Below are 23,934 nucleotides of genomic sequence, written 5' to 3'. Positions count from 1 at the left end.
CTGGTGTTGCCGTGCGATCATCGTGAGCAACGTGGTCTGAGACGGCTGATCTCCTCGCGGGTACCCATATCGTGTGACTGGGTTTCGAATGCCACCATTCAGTTCTTCTCTTGGATTGCAACTAATTATCACTAGCGCCTTCGGCTTGCCACCGGTGCACTCACGGCGCTGGCGCCCTCTCATTCGTGTATGTCACCCACGGTCGCTGCACTGACCCACGAACTGGTCGCGATACCAAGCGACGAGGACGAAACCGCCGTCGGCGACCACATCGAAGACTGGCTACGCCGCGAAACCACGAGCACGGTTGCTCGAGACAACGCCGGAAACGTAATTGCCTACGCAGGCACTGGCGAGGAGTCACTCGCACTCGTCGGCCACCACGATGTCGTTGAGCCGACTCCTGCACAAGTCACCGATTCCGGCGAATACGCCGTCGAGGAACGCGATGGTCGTCTCCACGGCCGGGGAACTGCCGACATGAAAGGAGCCGTCGCGGCCGCCATGCTCGCGTTTCGAGATGCTGTCGAGACACTCACAGCGTCGGCTGTCGATGGCGAACTTATCTTTGCGAGTTTCGTCGGCGAGGAGGTCGGTGGCGTCGGTGCACGCCACGCCATCGACGAGGGATTCGCGCCGGACTATGCCATCGTTGGCGAGGGCTCGACCGGCTACTCGAGCCCCGGCGTAACCGACGTCGCCATCGCCCACAAGGGACGACGCGGGAGTACGATCACCGCCCACGGCAGCGCGGCTCACGCGAGCGAGGCCGATGCCGGTGAAAACGCAATCTATCGCGCAACCGACGCCGTCTCCCTCGTCCGGGATCTCGAGGCCCCGACCGTCGAGGTCGCAGGCGACACGCTGTCGGGCAGCGTCGTCGTCACCGAAATCGAGGGTGGAACAGCCTGGAATGTCGTTCCCGACCGCTGTGAGATCACGGTCGACGAACGGACGGTCCCCGGTGAACGCGTTGCACTCGAGCGCGTCGAGGAGGGTGCCGGCGTTGAGTGGACTGTCGATCAGGACTTGCCGCCGATGCAGTGCGGTGACGACGACTTTGCCGACCTCGTGCTCAAGGCTGCCGACGTCACCCAGTCAGGCTCACCCGAACTCGTGACAAAACCCCATGCGACCGACGCTGGCTGGCTCTCGCAGGCCGGAACCGAGTGCGTTGTCTGTGGTCCTGCCGAACCCGGCGAGGCGCATACTGAAACCGAGAGCGTGAGTATTGCCGTGCTCGAGCGCTGTCAGAAGACCTATCGGCGGGCACTCGAGGCGTGGGTGTGACGATTCTGTGTTCCGGTTACAGCCCTGGCACGCCGACTGCGTTGAAGCCCGTGATCCCGACTGCGGCGAGCGCGTAGAGGGCAATGAGGACGGTTACCCAGGCGACGAGGCCGATCATGGCCGCGGCGGTCCAGTCGCCGGGGTACTGGAAATTAATCACCGTGATGTAGGCCAGCAGCGCCAGCGCCGGCCCCAAAAGCGGAATCCAACCGACGAAGAAGCCGACGACCGCCCAGACGACCGCCCCGATTAACGCGGTGACGATCGCATGGTCGTAATCGCCTGCGCCGACGATGATTCTCGCCCCGAGATAGATCCCGAGTGCGCCGATGAGCAAGCTCGCGAGGAACACGACTGCGGATGCAACAACCATACGTATCGTCTCACTAGCCAGTTCGAACAACCTACGGCTTGCAACTTCCTCGGACTTTACCACCGTACTCGGGACGTGTCCGCCGCGTGTGAGAATACTGCCTTCCAGTCGCCCGTGTGAACAATTATCCCGTTCGGCCACCGAGACATGATATGCAGTGGTGTGAGCAGCCACCCGCGTCATCCAAGTGCGAGCGTGTTAGGATCAGATGTCACGGTCTCGAGGGGACTCCATGACTGACGACCCGCTCCCGGCCGAACACCGGTCGCCGCTTGCTGACCGCGTTGACGAGGTGCTCGCAGCTGTTGGTTATGAGCTCACCGCGGCTACCAACGCCATCGACGACGCGGTCCCCGGCTACGGCGGGCTTTTCGACCCCCAAACCAGCCGAGGTGAGTTACGCCACGCACTCGAGGACGTACTCGAGTCGGGCCTCTCGCGGCCGTCCATTCCTGAGGCGACGGGTGATGCGTTCGTCCTCTACGTCGACGGCAGTTCGCGTGGCAACCCCGGTCCGGCAGGTGCGGGCGCGGTCATCATGGACTCCACAGAAACCCAACTCGCCCGTCTCGGTCGTCCCGTTGGCTCTCGGACGGGGAACAACACCGCCGAATACGTCGCCTTGCAACTCGGGCTCGCCGAACTGTTCGCTCGCTACGAGCCACGCACGCTGGATGTCCACATCGATTCGATGACCGTCATCCGAGACGTCTGGGGCGGCAACGAGCCTACAGAACCGGGGGTCGAGACCTACAGCGAGGCTATTTCGACGGCACTCTCGAGCGTCCCCGTCCACCGATATACGCATCTGGCCGACAGCGACCCGAATCCCGCTGACGCGCTGGCGACGGTCGGGGCTGATATTGCGGCACTGGGACCGTGATCGGTGCGTTTTCGATTCTCACAACCAGTCGCTACCGCCGCTCTCGGGTTCCGCCTCGAAAAAAATCAATGTCTATCACGGCCTCGAGCCGATCCCACTAGTTGGGGGTAGTCCGGTGATCGTCGGCGTATGGGTGGTGGCTCTGGCGCAACCGTTGATTGATGATACGTTTCAGGCATCGTGCTGAACGCATGCTCTACATGCACACGCCAGATTTGGCAGTCACTCGGTTGTTCGGATCGCATCTGCTGAATAGACAGCGCGAATGCGCGACGGCGGCGAGTGCAGACGAAGCCAGGTGGTCTGCGGGGGAGATCTACTGGGAAACCAAGATAACTCCAATAAGTGCGAACGCTATCCCAGCAACTCTCGTTATCGTAACTTCGTCTCCGAGGATGGCCACACCGATGAGAGCCGCGACGACGAAATACATCGCGCTGAGAGTCGAAACAACGGTTGTTGATCCTCCAGAAAGGCCGATGTACATCGAAATGAGACCGATTCCGGTGAACACGCCGGCCGCACCAGCGAGCAGTCCGCCTCTCGCAGTAATGGCAAGTGATGCGTCCGAAACGAGGATGTATCCGAGTGCAAGAGGGGCCGCAACGAGATAGGAGATTGCGGCGGCCGTCCTCGGGTCGATAGACTCCGACGCAGCGTTGCCCAGGACCACCCAGATTCCCCAAGTCACCATTGTAAGTAACCCAAAGAACACAGCCGAATCTATCTCTGGAAAAGCCATACTGTGTACTCCGACCTTGCGACCGAAAAGCACCACCCTTCCTTATTTGAGGGTCTTAAATAGTCAGTGGTCCGGAATAGGACACGCTAGTGCACGATACACCAAGGCTGAACAACCATCACCGGTAACTGACTGATATGTCGCCGTTCAGTTCGCAGGTGTAGTCGACTGGTGACTTACCGTAGCAGCGCAAAATATACGGGGTCATCGTGTGTCTCCATGCTCTCTATCAGCAGCCACAGATCATCTTCTTGGGTCCAACAGAGCCCGAATTGTCTCCGTGGACACAGCCCATACTTTGCTGTTGAGTGATGGGTCGTTGCTCGAGCATACGTGATCTCACCATCGTCTGCCACTTTCGTCCGATTTATGTGGACAGTCTCAACAAATGGCATGTATGGACGGTTCGACCGCGATTACGGCAGGCTTTGGTGCATTGCTCGTCGGCGTCCTCGTCATCCTCGGTGGCGTGTTTACCGGCGGCCAGGAACTGATCATCGGCGCTGGCGGCGTTATTATGGTACTCAGCGTCGCTGGTTTCGTCGTCCCGCTTTTTAATGGCAATTCGCACCACGAGGGTGCGGCCGGCGCAGACTAACGCTCGAGCACCTCGATTTTCACTCGTTCGAAGTTATCGTGACCAGATAGAGTTCCTTTGCTCGAGTCACGCCTCGAGTCGAAATACCCGGAACCACGAGGTTGATACAGCGCCCGCACATACCTGCCGGGCATGGCAAGTGAGCAGGCCCATGACGAGCGGGCCGATACCTACGACGAGTTCGAATCGCGCGTCGAACGAATTTCTAATATCGGCAACGCGGCCGGCATCCTGCGCTGGGATCAGGAAGTCGTCATGCCCGAGGCGGGGACGCCCGCCCGGGCCCAGCAGCTCTCAACGCTGTCGTCGCTCAGCCACGAACTGCTGACCGCCGAGGAAACTGGCGAGCTACTCGAGGCACTCGAGTCCGATGATCTCTCCGACGAGCAGGCTGCAGTCGTCCGCGAGGTCCGTCGCCAGTACGACCGCGAGACGAGCGTCCCCGGCGAACTCGTCGAGAAACTCTCGGAGACGACGACGAACGCCCATCCGAAGTGGAAAGAAGCCAAGGAAAACGATGATTTCGAGGCATTTGCGCCCGTTCTCGAGGAACTCGTCGAACTCAAACGCGAGTACGCGAACCACATCGATCCGGACGCCGACCCCTACGCGGTCCTGTTCGCCGACTACGAACCCTATATCGACCTCGAGACGGCAGAACAGGTCCTCGAACGCCTACGTGACGAACTCGTTCCGCTGATCGACGAAATTCAAGCGAGTGACACCGAGTTGACCACGGACGCGTTCGCGGGGACATTCGACGACGACGATCAGGAGGCACTCGCTCGCGACGTACTCGATTCGCTGGGCTACGACTGGTCGCGCGGCCGCCTCGACACCGCACCGCATCCGTTCTCCTCGGGGACGCAGTTCGACGCACGCGTGACGACCCGATTCGAGGAAGACGACCTGCTCGGCTCGATTACGTCGACCATTCACGAGTTCGGCCACGCGAACTACACCATCGGCCTGCCCGACGAGGGCTACGGTACGCCATTAGGTGAGTCTCGAGACCTCTCTGTCCACGAATCCCAGTCGCGCCTCTGGGAAAATCACGTCGGGCGCTCGCGGCCGTTCTGGGAGCAGTTCCTCCCGATTGCACGCGAGCGATTCCCCGAACTCGAGGAGATTTCTCCCGAAGCGGCCTACGAGTCCGCAAATCAGGTGTACGACGACAACCTGATCCGCGTCGAGGCGGACGAACTTACCTACCACCTCCACATCGTCATCCGCTTCGAGATCGAACGCGATCTCATCTCGGGCGACCTCGCCGTTTCCGACGTGCCCGAAGTTTGGAACGACAAGTACGAGGAGTATCTCGGTGTTCGCCCCGAAACCGACGCCGAGGGCTGCCTCCAGGACATTCACTGGTCCCACGGCTCCTTTGGCTACTTCCCGACGTACTCGCTTGGCTCCGTGCTCGCAGCCCAACTGTACGCTGCCGCCGAGGACGACCTTGGGGAGTTCGACGACCAGATCCGCGAGGGCGAATTTGACGAACTCAACGGTTGGCTTCGCGAGAACATCCACCAACACGGCAAACAGTTCACCACGCCCGACCTGATCGAACACGCCACCGGCGAGGGCTTTACGGCTGACTACTTCCTCGAGTACGTCACCTCGAAGTACGGCGAGCTGTACGACCTGTAACCCGGGAGACGCGCCCGTTGCGTCCGTTGTGCCCGTCGTGCCCGTCGCGTCCGTCGCGCCGGGATCTGTTTTTGGTCACCGGCGCGAGTTCCGGTATCGGCGAGGCGACCGCTCGAGGGTTCGCCGAGTGCGGTGCGAACGTCGTGCTCGCAGCCAGAAGCGAGGACACACTCGAGTCACTCGTGACTGATCTCGAGGACGAACATGGCGTTGACACGCTGGTCATTCCGACGAACGTCCGCGATGAGGCAGCAGTCAACTCACTCATCGAGGACGCCGTCGACACGTTCGGCGGGATCGACGTTCTGGTGAACAACGCGGGCCTCTCACGTGGCAGCGACGTCGAGGACCTCTCGACCGAGGAGTACGAGACGATGCAGGAAACGAACGTGGACGGCGTCTTCTATGCGACTCGAGCGGCGATTCCACACGTCCGCGAGCGCGCGGGACACATCGTTTTCGTCAGCAGTTTCGCGGGGCAGTATCCGCGCTCGTTCAACCCCGTCTATGCCGTCGCCAGAACCCCTGGTTCTGGCGGGCTCACGAGAGTTCCGCTCTCGTGAACGGCGTCGAAGTGGTGGGTCCGTGGCTTCGCCAAGAGCGTGGCCGCACAGGTTGGGGACGAAGGCGTCGGGGTGACTATCGTCAACCCTGCCGAAGTGCGCTCGGAATTCGAGACAACCGACGGCTCGACGTTCGAAGAGGTATTCGACGAGGACGAGGCGAGTGACCCACGAGAGGTCGCAAACGCTATCATCTTCGCGGCGAGCCACGAGGGCTCGAGTGTGAGCGAACTCGATATCAATCGCCGGGATAAGTTCGCCGATGGGTTCTGAGTGCAGCCAGTAGCTGGCGACGTCTGAGGCTTGGACTTGCCGGGGTGACACTCACGACTGCAGAGACGCTTTTGTGGGTATGCGTGTTTCAATTCCGGGGGTTCCTGGTGTCTACTACGATACGGACACCGGAACGACGGCGATGGCAACTGTCTTCTCGTTTGCCGGACGAAAAGCACCGAAACCGAAGGGCTACGCACTGCAGGCGTTGCCCTATCTCTGGTCGTTCGAGGTTGACCTCCACGAGGTGCCAAACACGCATCCGATCCAGTACCTCCATCCCGAGGGTGCACAGTCACTCGGCACACTCTCACCCGAGCGAAGCGTCCGCCAAGCCGGCACCGAACTCGAGGCCGTCCTGCGCTTTGCCTGGGAGGTCAATCGCGAGGTCGAAACCGCGACAAACAGCCTCATCGGGCGCGCCCCCGAAGACGACGGCGTCGTCATCGAAATCAAAGACGGCAGCGTCAGCGTCGGTGGCGACGAACTCGAGACGGACGAGTTCGATCTCGAGGACGAGTCGACGGAGTTGCCGCTCGACGACGCCAACACTGACGCTGAGGCTGACGCCGATGCTGCGGCCGACGATTCCGTAACGGAGACAAACCGCGAGTACGACGGCTTTGACGACGATGACGCAGAATAGTGGTCAGTAGCCACTCGAGAGAGCGTTCACGCCGCGGAATTCGAGTTGTTGGAACGAGAGTAAAGCGTTTTCACCCTTCGTTGGCTATATCCGTGCATGCTCCGGTGGATCCTCGCGTTGTTGTTCATCCCGTTTCTCGACGCCGTCTTGCTGGCAATTGTGGTCAGCCAGACGTCGTATCTCGGCTGGGTTGGGATGGTCTTGCTCGTCGTCCTGACTGGCCTCGTCGGGATGTTATTCGTGCGGATGGAGGGCCGTCGCACCCTCGGAAAGATGCAACAGTCGCTCGCACAGGGCCAGCCGCCGACGAACGAACTGCTCGACGGCGGGCTACTCATCGCCGCCGGTGCGTTCCTGTTGACGCCCGGGCTGGTCACCGACGCGATTGGATTCTTGCTCGTCCTCCCGATAACCCGAATCCCGATCCGCGCCGGCCTCAAGCGCTTCGTGATCGTCCCCTACGCGGACAAGAAGACCGACGGCCTTGCAAGCGGCGTCGTCTGGACCTACGGCTTCCCGGATGAGGATGCCCCGGGTAACGCAACTGGTACGGCTGGCTCGAGCAGCGCTGGAACCGCTGGCAACGGTGCTGCCGGCACCTATGATCTCGGCAGTGATTCCTATACTGTCGAGGGTGAGAGCAACTCGACCGAGCGCTATCGCGTCGATCTCGGGACCGAACGCACACGCGATGCAGACGAGGATTCGGAATCGGACGATGGCGACGGGGTTTCTCGGTAGCGGTTCCCACAGCAAGAGCGGAAAGAAACGCTTAAACATACCACCACGCAACTACTGAATGCAGACGCGGGCCAATAGCTCAATCAGGTTGAGCGCCACTCTGATAAGGTGGAGGCTCTCGGTTCAAATCCGAGTTGGCCCATATTTTCGCCGCGAGCAAACTCGCGAGCGGCAGGAATTGGATCCAACTCGGATTTGCATCAGGGAGTGGGAGGTGAGCGAGGCTCTGCCGAGCGAACGGGAACGACCGTGGTTCAAATCCGAGTTGGCCCACTTCTTGCGGCGAACAAACTCGTGAGCCGCAAGCACGTGCTGCCGCGAGGATTTGAAATAGAGAAGCCGCAGCCCGCACAGTGAGTGGAACGAACGAGCAGGACCGTCTTCGCGTGGTTCAAATCCGAGTTGGCTCTTTTTGTAGTTGACAAGAGTACGAGTTCGAAATTGAGACGCGAGCAGACAGCTGAACGCCTAACTCGAGTGATCGTGCCGACCTGACGTCTCAGGAATTATCCACGAGCGACCGGTACGGAGTCATGACACGGCACGCTCGAGTCCCTCGAGTCTCACCACCGCTATACCATCTCAACGGACAGTATAGTCCAAAACCACGCCCAGAATTCAGAACGCGCGCAGGTCCTCGAGGACGGCCGCTGCGCTGCCATCGTCAATCACAGTGCGCGCTCGCTCGAGGCCGGTCTCGAGGTCAGACACGTCGTCGCGGGCATAGATCCGAAACGCGGCGTTGAGCGCGATTGCGTCGGCGAAGTGGTCGTCGCGGTCGCCGGCGAGGACGGTCTCGGTGATGGCCGCGGAGTCGCTGCGGACATCGTCGACGGCGAGGTCATCGCTGTCCATCTCCATGCCGTAGTCTGCGGTTTCGATTTCGAAGTCCTCGAGGTCGTCGCCTGCTCGCGGCTCGTCGCCGCTCGCATCGTCCGAGGCGCTACGCGCCTCGCTGTCGTTCCATTCGGCGACTTTCGTATATCCTGGGCGAATATCGTCGTAGCCTTCCATGCCCTGGAAAAAGATCGCGCGGGAGTACTCGAGTTCGGCGCTGTCTTGGATTAGACTGGTCAACTTCTTCGCGAACGCGAGGTGGTAGAACGAGCCGAGATGGACGTCGGCGTTGGCGGGGTTGGCGACGGTTTCGATGGTGTTGATAAACGTTCGGACGCCCATCTCGTCGCGTCGGTCGTAGAGGTCGTCGATGGCGGGGTTGAACGCTGGTTGGTAGTAGAAGCCGAAGCCGGTCTCGTCGACCATGTCGGCGCTTTCCTCGGGCTCGAGATCGATTCGGACGCCGAGTTCGTCGAGGACGTGTTTGTAGGCGGTTTCTTTCTGTGTCGGGACGCCGTCGCCGGAGTGGACGACGACGGGGGTACCTGCAGCAGCGGCGACGACGCCAGCCCCGACACCGAGGAGGGCGGAGGTGTGTTTGCCGTCGTAGTTCGCGCCACAGTCGACGGGGTCACACTCGGGTTCGGCGGTGATAACCGACTCCTCGCGCATGACGTCGGTATAGCCCGCAAGTTCTTCGGGCGTGTTTCGCTTCCAGCGATTTGCCAGCCAGAATGCACCGAGGGTCGTTTCCTCGGGTTCTCCGGCGAAGATTCGTTGGAGCGCTTCACGTGCTTGCTCGCGAGACATATCGTCGGCCGATTTTGGCCCCGAGCCGACGACCTCGGTCATAAGCCGTTTGAGCGGCCAATCACCGAATTCCTGTGCTGTCCGTGCCATATCGGGACTGTGTCTGGCGGGCGCAAAAGGCTCCCGTTTGCGGCGATGTTTCGAGCCTGCTCAGACACCGCTTTCGTTCCGAATCCGTTATCCAACCCGCTCTCGCAGCACTTTGTATGCAGGTACTCGTCCACGGCGGTGCTGGCAGCGCCCCTGACGATCCAGAACCAAGACAAGAAGTCCTCGAGCGCGCAGCCGAAACTGGTTCGAGCGAAGTCGACCCGGTCGATGCAGTCGAGCAGGCAGTCCACGTCCTCGAGTCCTCGCCGCGGTTCAACGCGGGCGTTGGCAGTGCCGTCCAGAGCGACGGCGACATTCGCACTGATGCAGGGCTGATGACCGACGACCGGGACGTCGGGGCAGCGTGTTCGATGCCCGGCGTCGAGCATGCGGTCAGCGTCGCTCGCGTCGTGATGGAGGAGACACCACACGGCTTCATTGCTGGCGAACAGGCCGTCTCGCTGGCCGATGCGTTCGGTATCGAGACTGGTGTCGATCTCTGGTCGGAACGCACACGCGAGAAGTGGGCCGATCTCGAGGCTCCAACTGGGGGCACAAAGGCCGAACTCGAGTGGATCACAGAGCGGTACGGGGCGTCGGATCCGGGTGGCAGAGATCGAAGTGGCGAACAGTCTGGCGACGCGTCGGATCGGGACTCACACGATCACGACACTGTCGGCGCAGTCGCGTTCGACGGCGACAGACTCGCTGCGGCGACCTCGACAGGTGGGCGCTGGCTCGCGCTTGCCGGTCGCGTTGGCGACGTGCCACAGGTCGGTGCGGGCTTTTACTGTTCGCCCGCGGCGGCGGTGAGCGCGACCGGGGCTGGCGAAGACATCGCGCGTGTCACCCTCTCGAGACGCGTCGCACGCCACGTTGAACGCGGTCTCGAGGCGGACACGGCCGCCTCGCTCGCAATCGAGGAATTTGCAGAACTCACCGGTTCGACGGCGGGCGTGATCGTCCTCGACGCTCGCGGGACGCTTGGCTCGGCGTACAATAGTGACGCAATGCAGACGGCGTCTCGAACGACGTAACCGCCTCGAGACCCGCGTACGTGATCCACCAGCAGTCATCGTGTGGTGGTCTCGAGACGGCGTGGATTCACGACCGTCGCAGATCGACCAGTGCTGGCGCGCGAGCGCCATCTGAGGCGATGCAACGGTGCGGTATAATGGCTCCCGACCGTTTCGATGTCCGGACCGCGTTCACGCGTTGCTACCGAGACCCAATCTTGGCGTTGGTGCTGTTGTCGGACTGTTTTCGACCTTGCAGGCGGCGCGTACGGATCGTCCACACACGGTCGTGAGTTGGCCCTGCAGACGCAGCCGTCAGAATAAATACTCGATTAGTGACGCCACCGTGGCTCTCGAAGCTGTTTCAGGTCACGACTTCCGACTCGAGTCGCAGTCGTTCGGTCTGTGATCGCGTCGCTGTGGCTTGCGGGCCGACTGAGGCGGAACCTCTTTTTGTCGACCGACCCAAGCCGATGGCATGGCTGCATCCGACGAAGACGTCGACCTCGAGTCCGAGCAGTACGAAAAACACCGCGAAGCAGGCGAGATTCTCGCCCAGGTTCGCGAGGAAACTGCTGATCGAGTTGAGGTCGGCGCGAGCCACCTCGAGATCGCAGAGTACGCCGAAGACCGGATTCGAGAACTCGGGGGAAAACCCGCGTTCCCGGTCAACATCTCGATTGACGAGGAAGCCGCCCACGCAACGCCATCAATCGACGACGACTCGACGTTCGGCGAGGAGATGATCAATCTGGATATCGGTGTTCACGTCGACGGCTGGCTCGCTGATACGGCGATTACCGTCGATCTCTCTGGGAATCCGGAACTCGCTGAAGCTTCCGAACAGGCCCTCGAGGCGGCACTCGACGTGATCGAACCGGGCGTCAACACCGGCGATATTGGCGCGGAAATCGAGGATGTGATCAACGGCTACGGCTACAACCCTGTCGTCAACCTCACTGGCCACGGGTTAGGACACTGGGAACAACACACGGGTCCGAACATTCCGAACCGCGCTGTCTCACAGGGAACGACGCTCGAGGTCGGCGATGTCGTCGCGATCGAGCCGTTCGCAACCGACGGTGGTGGCAAGGTGACGGAGGGTGCCAGCGAGGAGATTTTCGCGCTCGAGCACGAGGGTTCCGTCCGAAATCGGCAGGCACGTGATGCCTTGGACCAGATCACCGACGAGTTCCGAACGCTTCCGTTTGCGACGCGCTGGCTCGAGACGGATCGTCCGGAGATGGCACTGCGCCGGCTCAAGCGAAACAGCATCGTCCACGGCTATCCGGTGCTCAAAGAGGATGATGGACACCTCGTTAGCCAGAAAGAACACACAATCATCGTCACTCCGGATGGCTGTGAGGTGACGACGAAGTCACGATAATCCGAACCCACGTTCGGCAGTGACCTCGTTGAGAGGGGGTATTGGGGGGAGACCGATTGTAGAGCTGTTCCTGTGTGCGTTGGTATGCGATTTACGCGTTGTTCATGCGCTGGCTCGAGCGGTCACCACACCGCTGACACTCGCGGACGCGGTAGGGTTCGCGGGAGAACTGTGCGTTCTCTTCTTTGACGCTCTCGGTTCGGATCTGGACGGACACTTCGTGGAGCGTTTCCAGGTCGCAGCATTCACAGTATTCGGTCATCCCATTAAAGGAGTCGTCTGTCGTTGCCATTACCGCAACCTTTCGGTAGGTGTTGCTTAAAGGCGCGTTTCATTTCGAGAACTGAGTCGAAACCCGCTAGTACGGCCCCGTATCACCGATATCGCTCTGTATCGTTCAAGACTGTTTAAGACCGGTTCTCGTGGCGTTTCAGTATCAGTTAGTATCGTCTTACGAGTGCGTAATATGATATTATATGGCACTCTTCTGAGCCGTTGGTGAGTGTGTCGCGCGCGTTCTACCACTACGAGTTGTAGATCTGTCAAAACCACTTCTTTCACCGGTACGTTTCGCGAACGCAACCACGATACCGTTTCAGTTGCTACTATAGGACCGCCTCGAGTGTCTCCGACTATGGAGCAGGTGTTTGCGCCGTGGCGGATCGAGTGGATCAAACGCGAGGACAAAAACGGCGATATCGACGGCTGTGTGTTCTGTGCGTTCCCCGAGCAGACGGCTGACAGAGAGAACTTACTCGTCGCGCGCAGCGAGCACGCGTTCGTGTTATTGAACAACTATCCGTACAACCCGGGCCACGTCATGGTCATCCCGCGGGCACACACCGGTGACTACACAGCCCTCTCTGACGATCAACTACTGGATCACGCCCGACTGAAACAGCGCACGTTCGACGCCCTCGAGAAGGCGATGGAACCGGATGGGTTCAACGCAGGACTCAACCTCGGCGACGGCGCGGGTGGCTCAATCGACGATCACTTGCACACGCACGTCGTCCCGCGCTGGGAGGGCGACACCAACTTCATGCCGGTGCTCAGTGACACCTCGGTCATCGTCGAGGCGCTCGAGGAGACCTACGACCGTCTTCACGATGCGTTTGCAACACAGGATGGGGCAACGATTCCCGATGAAAACAGCGCAGTCGTCTTCGAGTGAGTAGGCGTCAGGCCTCAGGCGTACGTCTGCTCGAGATACTCGAGGATGTGTGCAGATTCGGGCATCGTGACGCCGTAGTCGTCGTCGACGATGACGGGGACACCGCGCTGGCCCGAGACGCGCTTGACTTCGTTTCGCTCAGAGTGTAAGGCGTCGACCCAGACGCTTTCGTACTCGATATCCAGTTCCTCGAGGCGGTCGGCAACGGTTTCACAGTAGGGACAGCCGTCCAGTTCGTACAGTGTGACCATACCGCGTGTTCGGATCGAACCATCAAAAGAATAGGTGTCGGTGGCCCCCTCTCGGGGCGAATTGTGCTGGATAGCGTCGCCATCACGGTTCGAGTTCACAATGCATCGAGAGTCCCTGTACGACACACTCGATCTGTATCGGATTGCCGTAGGTGACGACGACGCGATCCATCGACTGAACGTACTGTGTGGCAACGCCACCGGAGCGGTGATCAAATCGTAGTATCAGTCCTGCCTCGTGTAACTCGGTGATCTTTCGGTATGCCGTTGATTGGGACACGTCACACGTCTCGCAAATCTCGCTGACGGTTGCTGGTTCCTCGAGCGACAGATAGATCTTACGCGCTGTCTCGTCCGTGAGCGCCTCGAGCAGTTGCTGTGGCACACAGCCACCAGCGCCATCGTGGCCAGTGTCGTTCCACGTACAGACTGTCGACTGGTCGGCTGTTTCACCCATACAAACGGGTACCGAGCAATCGCCTATAGTGACTCGAGACCATTCCTACAGTACGGGGATCGGCTTGATACATCCATGCGTCGACCGTTGTCACACCCGTTTGCTTGTCTGACTGCTATCCGTGGTTTTGACAGCGTGGCTATCTGTTCCCGATCGAAAACCAGCCGACAGTGTCACACCGGCTTCCCGAACGCATACATCGTCTCGTGGGCCGTGACTTCGAGGTCGACGAAGTCGCCGGGCTTGAGGCCGTGGTCGCTTGCGTTCTGGACGATGATCTGGCGGTACGCAGAGTCACGGCACTTCACCGAGTCGGCGGTTCCGTCCTCGACAACCAGCACGTCCTTGCGCGTCTCGCCGACCATCGACTCGTAGGCGTCGCCGACGATTTCGCGCTTTGCTGCGCTCATCTCCTTCGAGCGCTCCTTCTTGATCGTTCCACCGAGGCCCTTCATATCGGCGGCGTCCGTTCCCGGGCGCTTCGAAAACCGCGTGACGTTGACCTTCTCCGGGCGTGTCTCGCGCAGCAGTGCCATCGACTGCTCGTGATCGTGGTCGGTTTCAGTCGGGAAGCCGACGATGAAGTCCGTCGAGAGCGTCCAGTACTCGAGCGCGTTGTCGAAGGTGTCGATGACCTCGAGATACTCACTGACTTGATGCTGGCGGCGCATATCGCCGAGGACGTCGTTACTCCCCGACTGGACGGGCGCGTGCAGAAAGTTATAGAGTTCCTCGTTTGCGGCGAAGACATCGGCGAGTTCCTCGCGGATGCCGTGGACACCTTTCGGGTTCGCCATGCCGACGCGGACGCGGAAGTCACCGTCAATATCGCAGATTTCCTCGAGGAGGCGATGCAGTTTGCGCTCACCTTCGTCCCAGCCGTAGACGCCGGTGTCCTGGCCAGTGATCCGAATCTCCTTTGCACCGGCGTGGATCAACGCGCGGGCTTTTTCGACGTTTTCCTCGATCGGCGGCGAGTCGATCTTGCCGGTGGCGTGTTTGGTGATGCAGTACGAACAATCGGACATACAGCCCCGCGCGATGGGGAGGATGCCGACGACGCCATCCAGAATGGGTTCGGCGTCGGGTGTCGTCGTCGGGCACTCGCCGTTTGTGACGGCTTCGGGTACCTCGTCCCAGTGAAGCACCTGTCCGTCGACGTCGGCCTGGGCGAACTCTTCGCCCTGTGCGAGTGCCATACAGCCCGTAATGAAGAGGTCTGCCGTCTCCTCGGAGAGTTCCTCGGCGCGGTGGAGCATGTTTCGTTCCGTCTTCTCGACGACAGTGCAGGTGTTAAGAATCGCCACGTCGGCATCATCCGGTCCGTCGACCCGGTAATGACCGGCATCGCGGAGCCGGCGCTCGATCTCGCGACTCTCGCCACGATTTGACGTACACCCGTACGTTTCGATATGATACCGGGCCATTCGTCTTCGTACATACTCTGGCCGCCGCCGTCAAAAGCCCGACGGATCGCCCGTCTGTGGCGCGTGCACACGCCACAGCTCCGAGGGGGTGTCTCTGGACCGGAATGTTCGGGGAAAATTTTTGACACTGCGCTGAAAATGTGAACTATCCCTCCATGAGTTTCCGCCTTCGAATCTGTGGTGTCCTCGCTGTTCTCGTCGCGCTCAATGCGTTGTTCGTCGTTTCGTTGCTCTGGGCCTACGGCGTCGTCGTCCCGGCGGTCGTCGCCGGGACCATTGTATTTCTCCAGCACGGCACAGCCTCGGTCGATATCCTCCAGCTACCCGTCTCGTGGTCTACCGTGGCGATACTGGTTGGACTCTTTTTGGCCGCACAGATTTACTACGGCTATCGGCGCGTCCTCTCGGGGACGACCCGCGGCGACGCTGACCACGAAGCCGCCCGCATCGTCCGGCGACTGGCGATGACCGCAGACGTTCCCGAACCCACCGTCCGATTGGTCGACGCCGAGGAACCGAGCTGTTACACCGTTGGCCGGTTCACTGACGCGACAATCGTCGTCTCGAGTGGCCTCCTCGAGCAACTCGACCGAGACGAACTTGAGGCCGTCCTTGCACACGAGGTGGCCCACATCGCGAACCGTGACGTGACGCTGATGACGATTACGACGCTGTTCGTCGAGATTGCAGACCGAGCCTATCACAGCGCACAGTTAGCACGGCGGGCAATTACGAACCCTGGAAATCTTTCCGCCGAAGGCCGTGCTGCGGTGACGTGGTTCCTCCCACTCGTTGCACTAACCTACGTCTTCGTCGCACCGCTGTTGTGGGTATTTCCAACGATTGCCGACTGGGCGACGCGGACGCTTTCACACGCTCGCGAGTACGCTGCTGATGCGGGAGCCGCCCGGATGACCGGATCGCCACTCGCGCTTGCAACCGCCCTGACGACGCTTGCAGGCGAAACAACGGCCCCGACGACCGATCTCCGCGTCGCCAAAACGCAGGCGCTCTGTATCGTCCCGACGAAACTCGTCACCGGCACCAGCATCGATGCTGCCTCGAGTGCGGTGCCAGCGGCGGACGGCGCCGACAACCCGACGGCTGCGCAGCGACGCGAGCAGGTGCGAACGTGGCTCGAAGGCGAGACGCCGGCGACAACTGGTGGGGCGGCTCTCGGAACTGGAACGCATCCGCCGGTCAAACGGCGAGTCATGCGATTGCAGGACCTTGCCGGCGCCCTCGAGCGGGGTGAATCGACGTGAGCGGAGCGCGTCAACTCCTGTTTGTGGTCGGCTGTATCGTCTGCTTACTCGTTGTCGCAAGCACGATGCCCGCGGCCGACCCGCGGATTGATCCGGCAGGCGACGACGAGACATCGATTGCTGGCGAGTGGGACGCGCTTGACGCGACTGGAATCAACCTTAGCGAGGGTGAAACGGACAACGAAACTGACGCCAGCGACGACTCGGATACGACCGAAACAGACGATATCGAGGTCGACGGGCAGATCGAACCCGGTAACGAGGTCATGATCTCGATCGATACCGACGGTCCGTTCAACGAACGCGATATTGCGGTCAACAACGAGTCAATTGGAACGACTGACTGGGGCGAGATCACGACAACCGTGCCGTACGCCGAGGAGATGACTGTCACTGTCCCCGAGGACGATACGTCCCAGACGTTCTCCGTCGAGACGGATGCAACGATCAGCACTGTGAACGGTCCGGCACCGAACTCGACGCTCGATGTTTCGGTGGACGCTGGGTCGACGTCGGTCCCGAACGCCACGGTGTTCGTCGATGGTGAGGCGGCCGGAATGACGGATGAAGACGGCCAGACTGCGGTCCAACTGCCGGAGACGGCCGGTCCGACCGACATCCGCGCCGAGCGCGCGACGGTTTCGGGTGAGCGAACGATCGACGTTCCAGAACCAGACGTCTCGTTCGCGTCGCCGTTTTTGTTCCCGGGTTCGCCGGCACCAGTTTCGGTGACCGCAGATGGCGAGCCAGTTGAGGGGGCAACGGTATCGCTTGCCGACGGCGGATCGGATACAACTGGGGCCGATGGACAGGCACGCGTTTGGTTGCCGATCGACGACACGGCGACTGTAACCGCGACTGCGGGCGCGGAGTCTGCAACCGCAACCGTCGACGACCTCTATCTCCGACTGGCCGCACTCGCCATCCTCGGCTCTGGATTCGTGATCGGGCTGTTTGTCACCTACGTCCGCATTATCGCTCGCCGTGATCGCGATGGTGACACATTGCCGCCTAACTCCGGGGTACCGGACCTGTTCGTCGGTCTCGCAGACCTATTCGGTGGCGCGTCAAGCGCCATCAAGCAGAGTGGGTCGCTCGTCTCGAGTGCCGCCGACAATCTGTTCGGGCTCGGGTCGCGCGTTCGCCGCCTGCGTCTGCCATCACTCTCCGTACTGCGCGGTCGGCAACCCGGGCAGGCCTCGAGGGCGGGAGGATTCAGTTTCGGCCTGCCATCGATTGGCCCCGCACTCGTGTCAGTTGGCTCGATATTCGGTGCGTTCCCGTCGCTTGGCTCGCTATTTGCCAACTCGAGTCGGCGCGAGGACGATGGGGCGGAGTCATCTCTTCGCTCGCTGTTCGGACGACAGACGGACGACAGCGAGACAGCAGACGGTGCACCCGTCGGCCCAGAACAACCTGCGCTCGCGGATGAACCGCTTGGCCCACAGGATCCGCGCCGGGACATTCGAGCGACCTGGCACGTGTTCCTCGATCGGGTTGGCATCTCGAATCGAGAGACGCTAACGCCCGGCCAGGCCGCTAGATACGCCCTCTCGGTTGGTTACCCCGCCGAACAGGTCTCGAGGCTCGTTAGGATCGTTCGCGATGTCGAGTACGGCAGCCGAACGGCATCCGGCGAACGGGTCCGTACTGCGCGTACCACGACGAACGATCTCCTCGAGTACGATCACGAGGACGACGAGACGGAGGGCGACGAATGAGCGACCGCTCGATTTCGGTGTTCCAGCCGATCGCCTGGGTGCGAACTGCCGACTCGGAGCGTCTCGCACTCGCTGTGATTGCAGGGAGTGTCCTCTTTACGCTTGCAGTGATTACGCTCGGTGGCTTCGTGCAGTTCGGCTCGGGGATCATCGCCGTCCTCTATACGCTTGCAACGGTCCTGCCCGTTGTTGGCGTTTTACTCGCTGCAGGCGCGCTATGGTGGGGGCTCTCCACACTCGAGCCAGCCGAACCTCCATTGGCAGCTGCAGAGCCACCTGAACAGGGCGAAACTCGGACGAATCAGCCCGTTGCACGCGAAACTATCTGGACGCTCGAGCGGGCGACCTCGAACTGGTATCACTGTCGTAACGAGGGAGCGACTGCCGAGATCCACGAACAGCTTACAGACGGCGTCGTTCGCACCCTTCGGTCGAAAGGCGGCCTCGAGGAGACTCGTGCCCGCGAGGCGGTTCAATCGGGGACGTGGACAGACGACCGCGTCGCGAGTGCGTTTCTTGCGGACGACCAGTCACAGCCGATCGGCGAACGGCTTCGCGGATTCCTTGATCCCGGCGCAGCGTTCGACCGGCGACTCCGACGAACGCTGGCTGCAATCGAGACGATCGACGACAACCCGCGGTGGCAACCACCGACTGCAACCGAAGCAGCGTCTGAGAGTACTGATTCAGCGTCACTCACAAACGAGACCGAAGAGAGTCACTCACCCAGCGCGCCAGCCACCGATTCGATTGACTCGAGCGATTCGACTGCTGGAGACTCGAGGACGGCCAATACGTCACCTCACTCGAGCGAATCGGTACAGGAGGTGGCTCGATGACCGACGCTGACAGAACCGTCGAGCGCATCGATCAAGGCGAGTGGGCTATCGTCGTCGCGCTGTTGCTGGCGGGTCTTGGACTCACAGTCGGCAGTCAGGTGCTCGTCGCCGCGGCAACGCTCCCGCTTTTGTACGTTGGTGCGGCCATTTTCGGGACGCCACCGAACGCGACGGTTCGTCTTAGCCGAACGCTGTCAATCGACGACGACGGCGGAACCGTCACAGATGGCGGCCGATCTGACGACGAAACAGCCGTTTCGGGCAATCCGGGCCAGCACGTCAGCGTCCGAACGACGATCCAAAACACCGGCTCCGAGCCGATCATCGACCTCCGCGTTATCGACGGTGTTCCCGAAGAACTGTCCGTTACTGCGGGTTCGCCACGAGCCTGCGTGACGCTCGAGCCACTCGAGACGGTGACACTCGAGTACACACTCTCGCTCCAACGGGGCGAGTATGTATTCGACGCGGCGACGGTTCGAGCGCGGGACGTAAGCGCTACCGTCACCGAGACGTGGGCCGAGCCGGTCGAGGGACAGACCGAACTTCAGTGTACGCCGAGCGTCGAGTCCGTGGCGCTTGGGACGGCGACGACCGAGCATACGGGTGCTGTCCCGACTGACGAAGGCGGCGCAGGCATCGAGTTCCACTCGGTTCGGGAGTACGAGCCAAGCGACCCGGTCAACGCAATCGATTGGCGACGGTATGCTGGGAGTCGCGAGCTTGCGACCGTCGAATATCGTGCCGAACGCTCGACACACGTCGTCTGTGTCGTCGACTCGCGTCCGAGCCAGTTCCGTGCGGCGACCACCGAACAGTTGCCAGCGATCGATCTCTCGGTTGACGCCGCCGAGCGCGCGTTCGAGACGCTCGTCGACGCCGGCCACCCGACGGGCGTTGCCAGACTCGGATCGGGTGCTATCGAAACGATCCCACCGGGAACCGGCCCCGAGACGGCTGAACGAGCCACGCGACTGCTCGAGTCGATTTCGAACTCGAACAAACAGATGCGCTACTACACACGAACGTCTTCGAACAACTCCGCGGCAGAGCTCATTACGTCACTTCCCGGCGAGGCACAGGTCTATCTGTTCTCCTCGTTCGTCGACGACGAGCCGCTCGAGCTCATCGAGGGGCTTTGCACCCGGGGCTATCCCGTTCGCATCATCTCACCCGACGTCACTGATGGCGACGATTCCGCAACCAAACTTGAGGGGCTCGATCGTGACACGCGACTGGCTCGCGCCCGAGCGACCGGCGCTCGCGTCGTCGACTGGTCACTCGAGCGGCCGCTGCGACTCGTTCTCGCTGACGCTATTGGGGAGGTGAAACACCGATGACGACTCGATCCACCGGACTTCCGTCAACGACCGCGTGGTTGCTCGCACTCGCCGGTATCGGTGGCGTGCTTGCCGCAGTAACGCTCGAGCCGGCAGTCGCACTCGGTGCGGTGTTTGGCATCAGCCTCGCAGCAGTGTTTGCGGGATTCGACGGGTCGTACTGGCGCATTGCGCTGGCTGCGGGGCTGTTGCCACTTGCCGTCCTCGGCGGGATCACCACGATTGCGACGGGCTCACAACTGCTTATCACTGGGCTGACTATCGTTGTCGCCGTCATCGCGCTCTCGACTGGACGAATTGTTTCGGGACCACTCTCTAATCATGCGCTCAATCAGGTCGGCGGCGCATCGATAACTGCCGGATTCACGGCTGGTCTCCTCGGTCTCGGTGCCCTGTTGGTCGCCGACATCGGTGGCTGGCAGCCGTTACTCGAGGCAACGCTGTGGCTCACCGGTCCGGGACTGTGGGGGATTGCCCTCTGGGCTGTCGCTGGCACGCTTGCACTCGCCTGTGCAATTACCGTCTTCCCACCGGGGGCGTTCGTCTCGCCGACAGAACACGAGTCGTATCTCCGCGCACGAACCGGTCTGCTCGTCCTCCTCGCAGTCGGTGTTGTCCTTGCTGGCGTCGGTGTCGCTGCCATCCATGTCGCGTCGTGGTACGTCCCGGCGCTTCGTGGCACCCTCGAGTCACTTGCGACTAGCTCGGCCGTTCGTGGGGCTGGCGCAGCCATCACCGCAGTTGGCGTCCTCGGCGTTGTGTTTGCAATCAGTGTTCGCCACTCGTGGCTCACCGTCGAATCGCGACAGAACGCCGCGGTCCCGATCCTTATCGGGGCATCGCTTGGCACGCTCGCTACCTTCCCAGTCGTCCTCACCATCAGCGGGGGCACACTCGAGTCCGTGAGTCCGATCTTTGGGATCGGTTCGGTTGTTCTCGGTGTCGGCTGGCTCGTCTCACAGGCTGGAAAATGGGTTGATCGCCAGCCCAACACCGCCAGTGCGTCGGTTCTCGCCGTAGGACTCCTTAGCGGCGGTATCATCGCTGGTGCGAGCATCGAGACCGTCCGGTCGCTTGGCTCGGCACACACCGCAGCAGTCTCGTTCATCATGATCGCGACAGGGCTATTCGCCTCCAATCTCAGCCGCTACGGCCGGACACTGGCTCGAGATATTGGCCCTGTCGCCTCACAGCGCCCGCAGTTCGTTCGCGCCGGCTGGAGCGCGCTGGTTGCCGGGTTTGGTGTCCCCGTTGCCATGTTTGGGCTCGCGTTCGCGACGCTGTTCGCGCCGACGCTTTCGGTGCCAGCGACTGCCGCATTGGTTGTTGCCCTCGGCGCGGTCGTGGTCGGCTCTCGGCTACTGTTCCGTTGATTCGGGGTCCATCGCAGGGACATCGACATCCTCGAGGACGGAGTCAATAACGCGGCGTCTGGATGCGCCTTCGACGCTCGCTTCCGGCGTCAACACGAGTCGATGCGCGAGCGACGCGGGCGCGATGTGTTTGACATCATCCGGAACGACGTAGTCACGACCCTCGAGGACGGCTCGAGCGCGAGCGACTTCGAACAGGCGCTGGACGCCTCGCGGGGAGACACCGACATCGACGCGCCCGTCGAGTCGCGTTTGCCGACAGATCGCAGCGATATAGTCGCGAATCGGATCCTCGACGGTAACCATTTCGGGAACTGTCTGTAGCTCTCGAACGGCCTCCCGACCGATGACAGGCTCGACGGTTGGGTCCGGCACGTCACGGTCGGCGCGGCGGTCGATCAGTTCGCGCGTCCCCGCGGCGTCGGGATACCCAAGCGAGGTTTTAATCATAAATCGATCGCGTTGGGCTTCTGGGAGTTCAAACGTTCCTTCCTGTTCAACCGGATTCTGCGTCGCGATGACGATGAACGGCTCCGGCAACTCGTGGGTTTCTCCATCGACGGTGACCTGCCCTTCGGCCATTGCCTCGAGCAGGGCAGATTGCGTTTTCGGTGGCGCACGATTGATCTCGTCAGCCAGCACGACGTTCGCGAAGACCGGCCCTGGCGTAAAGTGGAACTCGCCGGTTTCTTCCTCGAACACGTACGACCCGGTCACGTCGGCGGGCATCAGATCGGGCGTAAACTGAATACGGGAGAACTCGAGGCCGAGTGCGGTCGCGAACGAACGGGCGGTTAGCGTTTTACCGGTACCGGGAACGTCCTCGAGCAGGACGTGTCCGCGTGCCAGCAAGCCAGCGGTGACCTCTTCGAAAATGGCTCGGTCGGCGACGACAGCGGAGAGGATTTCGTCGATAACGTCGTCGGCAGTTGCAGCGGCGTCGGGGACTGACATATCAGGTACCGGAACCTACGTGATTGTATATCTACCGACAAACAGTACGGGGGTGAAATTATGGGGTTGACTCGAGGACGTCCCGATACCGCTCTCCCGCCGTATCGTCGGCCGCGATGGCCTCCCGGATCACGGGCGAGATCCACATGCGCTCTGTTGTCGGGTCACGGCCGTCCGTTGCGCCCGCAGTCCCATCCGCAGCCACGCCGTCGAATCCATTCGTTCGCAGGTCCTCGGGAAGGAATCGCTCGTAGACCGGCAGTCGCTCGCCGAGTGGTAGGTCCGCGCTTGCCGCAATCTCCTCGAGTTCGCGCAGTGCGGGCCACTTGTAGTCGGGATTGATGTGATCGTCCGTGATCGGCGAGACACCCCCAAGATCATCGACGCCACAGTCGATCAACTCGCGGGCAGGTGCGAGATTCGGCGGCACCTGCACCGAAATTTCCTCGGGTAACGCGGCCCGAGCCATTGCCGTCACCCGGCGCATGGTCTCGAGGTCGGGCGACCCCTCGGACCAGCGCTCGTTGTTTGCGACTGGCTGGACGATGACCTCCTGAATGTGATCATAGCGGGCGTGCATCTCGGCAATCGCGAGCAGGCTCTCGGCGCGGTCGCGCCAGGATTCTCCGATGCCGACCAGAATGCCCGTTGTGAAGGCCACGTCGAGTTCACCTGCGTTTTTGATGGTCCGCAGACGCTGGCCCGGCTCTTTTTTTCGGGGGCCTGCGTGAGCGTCGACTTCGGCAGTCGACTCGAGCATCACGCCCATACTCGCGTTGACGTCGGCGACGGTTGCCATCTGCTCGCGCGTCTGGTCACCGGGATTGGCGTGGGGAAGCAGTCCTTCCTCGAGGGCGACCTCGCAGGCCTCGCGCAGGTAGGTATGAATCGAGTCGTGGCCCCATGCTTCGAGTTGCTCGTGAATCTCCGTATAGCGCTCATCCGGGTCGTCACCGAAGGTGAACAGCGCCTCCGTACAGCCTGCAGCAGCGCCGCGGGCACAGATTTCGCGAACCTCCTCGAGCGAGAGCAACGAGGCCTGTCCTGGCGCGTCAAAGTAGGTACAGTACGTACAGGTGTAGCGACACGCAGTCGTCAGCGGGATGAATACGTTTCGTGCGAACGTCAGCGCCGCCGGGGCCTCGACATCGGCTGGCGTCACTGCGAGCACCTCATCGATGGCGCTGTCGTCGATTTCGATCTCGACGCCGTACTCGCGTGCCCCGGGAATCAT

General features: G+C 61.4%; 23 protein-coding genes, 1 tRNA gene and 1 pseudogene. 16 read left to right on the top strand and 9 right to left on the bottom strand.

Going from position 1 to position 23,934, the window contains the following annotated elements; all coding sequences use genetic code 11:
- Nucleotides 1-189 precede the first annotated feature (189 nt).
- Nucleotides 190-1,290 (top strand): M20 family metallopeptidase, encoded by a 1,101-nt coding sequence (locus G6M89_RS04660; RefSeq protein WP_165160646.1) that lies wholly within the window; start codon nt 190-192, stop codon nt 1,288-1,290.
- 16 nt (nt 1,291-1,306) lie between these two features.
- Here G6M89_RS04660 and G6M89_RS04655 read toward each other — a convergent pair whose 3' ends face one another.
- A complete protein-coding gene (locus G6M89_RS04655; protein WP_165160645.1) occupies nt 1,307-1,663 on the bottom strand; it encodes a hypothetical protein in 357 nt (118 codons plus the stop codon).
- 232 nt (nt 1,664-1,895) lie between these two features.
- Here G6M89_RS04655 and G6M89_RS04650 point away from each other — a divergent pair, with 232 nt between their 5' ends.
- On the top strand, nt 1,896-2,546 hold the full coding sequence (locus G6M89_RS04650; protein WP_165160644.1) for a ribonuclease HI family protein: 651 nt from the start codon (nt 1,896-1,898) through the stop codon (nt 2,544-2,546).
- Nucleotides 2,547-2,862: 316 nt separating this feature from the next.
- Here the strand turns inward: G6M89_RS04650 and G6M89_RS04645 are convergent, their stop codons facing one another.
- Nucleotides 2,863-3,288 carry an EamA family transporter gene (locus G6M89_RS04645; protein WP_165160643.1) on the bottom strand — a complete coding sequence of 142 codons (426 nt, stop codon included), beginning with the start codon at nt 3,286-3,288 and terminating at the stop codon, nt 2,863-2,865.
- 397 nt (nt 3,289-3,685) lie between these two features.
- Between G6M89_RS04645 and G6M89_RS04640 the strand changes: the two genes are divergently transcribed.
- From G6M89_RS04640 to G6M89_RS04615, 6 genes and pseudogenes are all read left to right on the top strand, one after another.
- A complete protein-coding gene (locus tag G6M89_RS04640) occupies nt 3,686-3,886 on the top strand; it encodes a hypothetical protein (RefSeq protein ID WP_165160642.1) in 201 nt (66 codons plus the stop codon).
- 132 nt (nt 3,887-4,018) lie between these two features.
- Nucleotides 4,019-5,536 carry a carboxypeptidase M32 gene (locus G6M89_RS04635; protein ID WP_165160641.1) on the top strand — a complete coding sequence of 506 codons (1,518 nt, stop codon included), beginning with the start codon at nt 4,019-4,021 and terminating at the stop codon, nt 5,534-5,536.
- Nucleotides 5,537-5,562: 26 nt separating this feature from the next.
- Nucleotides 5,563-6,372: pseudogene (locus tag G6M89_RS04630) on the top strand (SDR family oxidoreductase).
- A gap of 79 nt (nt 6,373-6,451) precedes the next feature.
- Nucleotides 6,452-7,018 (top strand): hypothetical protein, encoded by a 567-nt coding sequence (locus G6M89_RS04625; protein WP_165160640.1) that lies wholly within the window; start codon nt 6,452-6,454, stop codon nt 7,016-7,018.
- Between the two features lie 96 nt (nt 7,019-7,114).
- Complete coding sequence (locus G6M89_RS04620) at nt 7,115-7,759, top strand: FxsA family protein (RefSeq protein ID WP_165160639.1); 645 nt, start codon at nt 7,115-7,117, stop codon at nt 7,757-7,759.
- A gap of 68 nt (nt 7,760-7,827) precedes the next feature.
- Nucleotides 7,828-7,901: transfer RNA gene (locus G6M89_RS04615), tRNA-Ile, on the top strand.
- Between the two features lie 476 nt (nt 7,902-8,377).
- On the opposite strand, the gene G6M89_RS04610 is transcribed toward G6M89_RS04615, so the two are convergent.
- Nucleotides 8,378-9,496 (bottom strand): anthranilate phosphoribosyltransferase, encoded by a 1,119-nt coding sequence (locus G6M89_RS04610; protein WP_165160638.1) that lies wholly within the window; start codon nt 9,494-9,496, stop codon nt 8,378-8,380.
- 116 nt (nt 9,497-9,612) lie between these two features.
- Here G6M89_RS04610 and G6M89_RS04605 point away from each other — a divergent pair, with 116 nt between their 5' ends.
- A complete protein-coding gene (locus G6M89_RS04605; RefSeq protein ID WP_165160637.1) occupies nt 9,613-10,533 on the top strand; it encodes an isoaspartyl peptidase/L-asparaginase in 921 nt (306 codons plus the stop codon).
- A gap of 457 nt (nt 10,534-10,990) precedes the next feature.
- Nucleotides 10,991-11,899 carry a type II methionyl aminopeptidase gene (gene map, locus G6M89_RS04600; protein WP_165160636.1) on the top strand — a complete coding sequence of 303 codons (909 nt, stop codon included), beginning with the start codon at nt 10,991-10,993 and terminating at the stop codon, nt 11,897-11,899.
- Between the two features lie 91 nt (nt 11,900-11,990).
- On the opposite strand, the gene G6M89_RS04595 is transcribed toward map, so the two are convergent.
- Complete coding sequence (locus G6M89_RS04595) at nt 11,991-12,191, bottom strand: hypothetical protein (protein WP_165160635.1); 201 nt, start codon at nt 12,189-12,191, stop codon at nt 11,991-11,993.
- A 342-nt stretch (nt 12,192-12,533) separates the two neighbouring features.
- Between G6M89_RS04595 and G6M89_RS04590 the strand changes: the two genes are divergently transcribed.
- Nucleotides 12,534-13,073 carry an HIT domain-containing protein gene (locus G6M89_RS04590; RefSeq protein ID WP_165160634.1) on the top strand — a complete coding sequence of 180 codons (540 nt, stop codon included), beginning with the start codon at nt 12,534-12,536 and terminating at the stop codon, nt 13,071-13,073.
- A 14-nt stretch (nt 13,074-13,087) separates the two neighbouring features.
- On the opposite strand, the gene G6M89_RS04585 is transcribed toward G6M89_RS04590, so the two are convergent.
- The 3 genes from G6M89_RS04585 to G6M89_RS04575 all read right to left on the bottom strand — a co-directional run bounded on the left by G6M89_RS04585 (nt 13,088) and on the right by G6M89_RS04575 (nt 15,208).
- Nucleotides 13,088-13,324, bottom strand: coding sequence for a glutaredoxin (locus tag G6M89_RS04585; protein WP_165160633.1), 237 nt, complete (start codon nt 13,322-13,324; stop codon nt 13,088-13,090).
- An 82-nt stretch (nt 13,325-13,406) separates the two neighbouring features.
- The gene (locus G6M89_RS04580) at nt 13,407-13,781 is read right to left on the bottom strand and encodes a helix-turn-helix domain-containing protein (protein WP_165160632.1); all 375 of its coding nucleotides are present in this window, start codon (nt 13,779-13,781) and stop codon (nt 13,407-13,409) included.
- 173 nt (nt 13,782-13,954) lie between these two features.
- A complete protein-coding gene (locus G6M89_RS04575; protein WP_165160631.1) occupies nt 13,955-15,208 on the bottom strand; it encodes a tRNA (N(6)-L-threonylcarbamoyladenosine(37)-C(2))-methylthiotransferase in 1,254 nt (417 codons plus the stop codon).
- Between the two features lie 155 nt (nt 15,209-15,363).
- Between G6M89_RS04575 and G6M89_RS04570 the strand changes: the two genes are divergently transcribed.
- The 5 genes from G6M89_RS04570 to G6M89_RS04550 are packed head-to-tail and all read left to right on the top strand — an operon-like array spanning nt 15,364 to nt 21,746.
- Entirely contained in the window at nt 15,364-16,473 is a 1,110-nt protein-coding gene (locus G6M89_RS04570; RefSeq protein WP_165160630.1) for a M48 family metalloprotease, read from the top strand.
- Nucleotides 16,470-18,194, top strand: a complete 1,725-nt coding sequence (locus G6M89_RS04565; protein WP_165160629.1) for a DUF4129 domain-containing protein — start codon at nt 16,470-16,472, stop codon at nt 18,192-18,194. Before G6M89_RS04570 ends, G6M89_RS04565 begins: the two co-directional genes overlap by 4 nt.
- On the top strand, nt 18,191-19,033 hold the full coding sequence (locus tag G6M89_RS04560; protein WP_165160628.1) for a phage holin family protein: 843 nt from the start codon (nt 18,191-18,193) through the stop codon (nt 19,031-19,033). The genes G6M89_RS04565 and G6M89_RS04560 overlap by 4 nt, the downstream gene beginning before the upstream one ends.
- Entirely contained in the window at nt 19,030-20,373 is a 1,344-nt protein-coding gene (locus tag G6M89_RS04555) for a DUF58 domain-containing protein (RefSeq protein WP_165160627.1), read from the top strand. Before G6M89_RS04560 ends, G6M89_RS04555 begins: the two co-directional genes overlap by 4 nt.
- Complete coding sequence (locus G6M89_RS04550) at nt 20,370-21,746, top strand: hypothetical protein (protein WP_165160626.1); 1,377 nt, start codon at nt 20,370-20,372, stop codon at nt 21,744-21,746. The genes G6M89_RS04555 and G6M89_RS04550 overlap by 4 nt, the downstream gene beginning before the upstream one ends.
- On the opposite strand, the gene G6M89_RS04545 is transcribed toward G6M89_RS04550, so the two are convergent.
- Nucleotides 21,732-22,700: a MoxR family ATPase gene (locus G6M89_RS04545; protein WP_165160625.1), complete on the bottom strand. Its 969-nt coding sequence runs from the start codon at nt 22,698-22,700 to the stop codon at nt 21,732-21,734. The genes G6M89_RS04550 and G6M89_RS04545 overlap by 15 nt on opposite strands.
- Nucleotides 22,701-22,758: 58 nt before the next feature.
- Complete coding sequence (cofG, locus tag G6M89_RS04540; RefSeq protein ID WP_165160624.1) at nt 22,759-23,934, bottom strand: 7,8-didemethyl-8-hydroxy-5-deazariboflavin synthase subunit CofG; 1,176 nt, start codon at nt 23,932-23,934, stop codon at nt 22,759-22,761.

The organism is Natronolimnobius sp. AArcel1, from assembly GCF_011043775.1.
Lineage (GTDB): Archaea > Halobacteriota > Halobacteria > Halobacteriales > Natrialbaceae > Natronolimnobius.
This window is presented reverse-complemented; position numbering and strand designations above follow the sequence as displayed.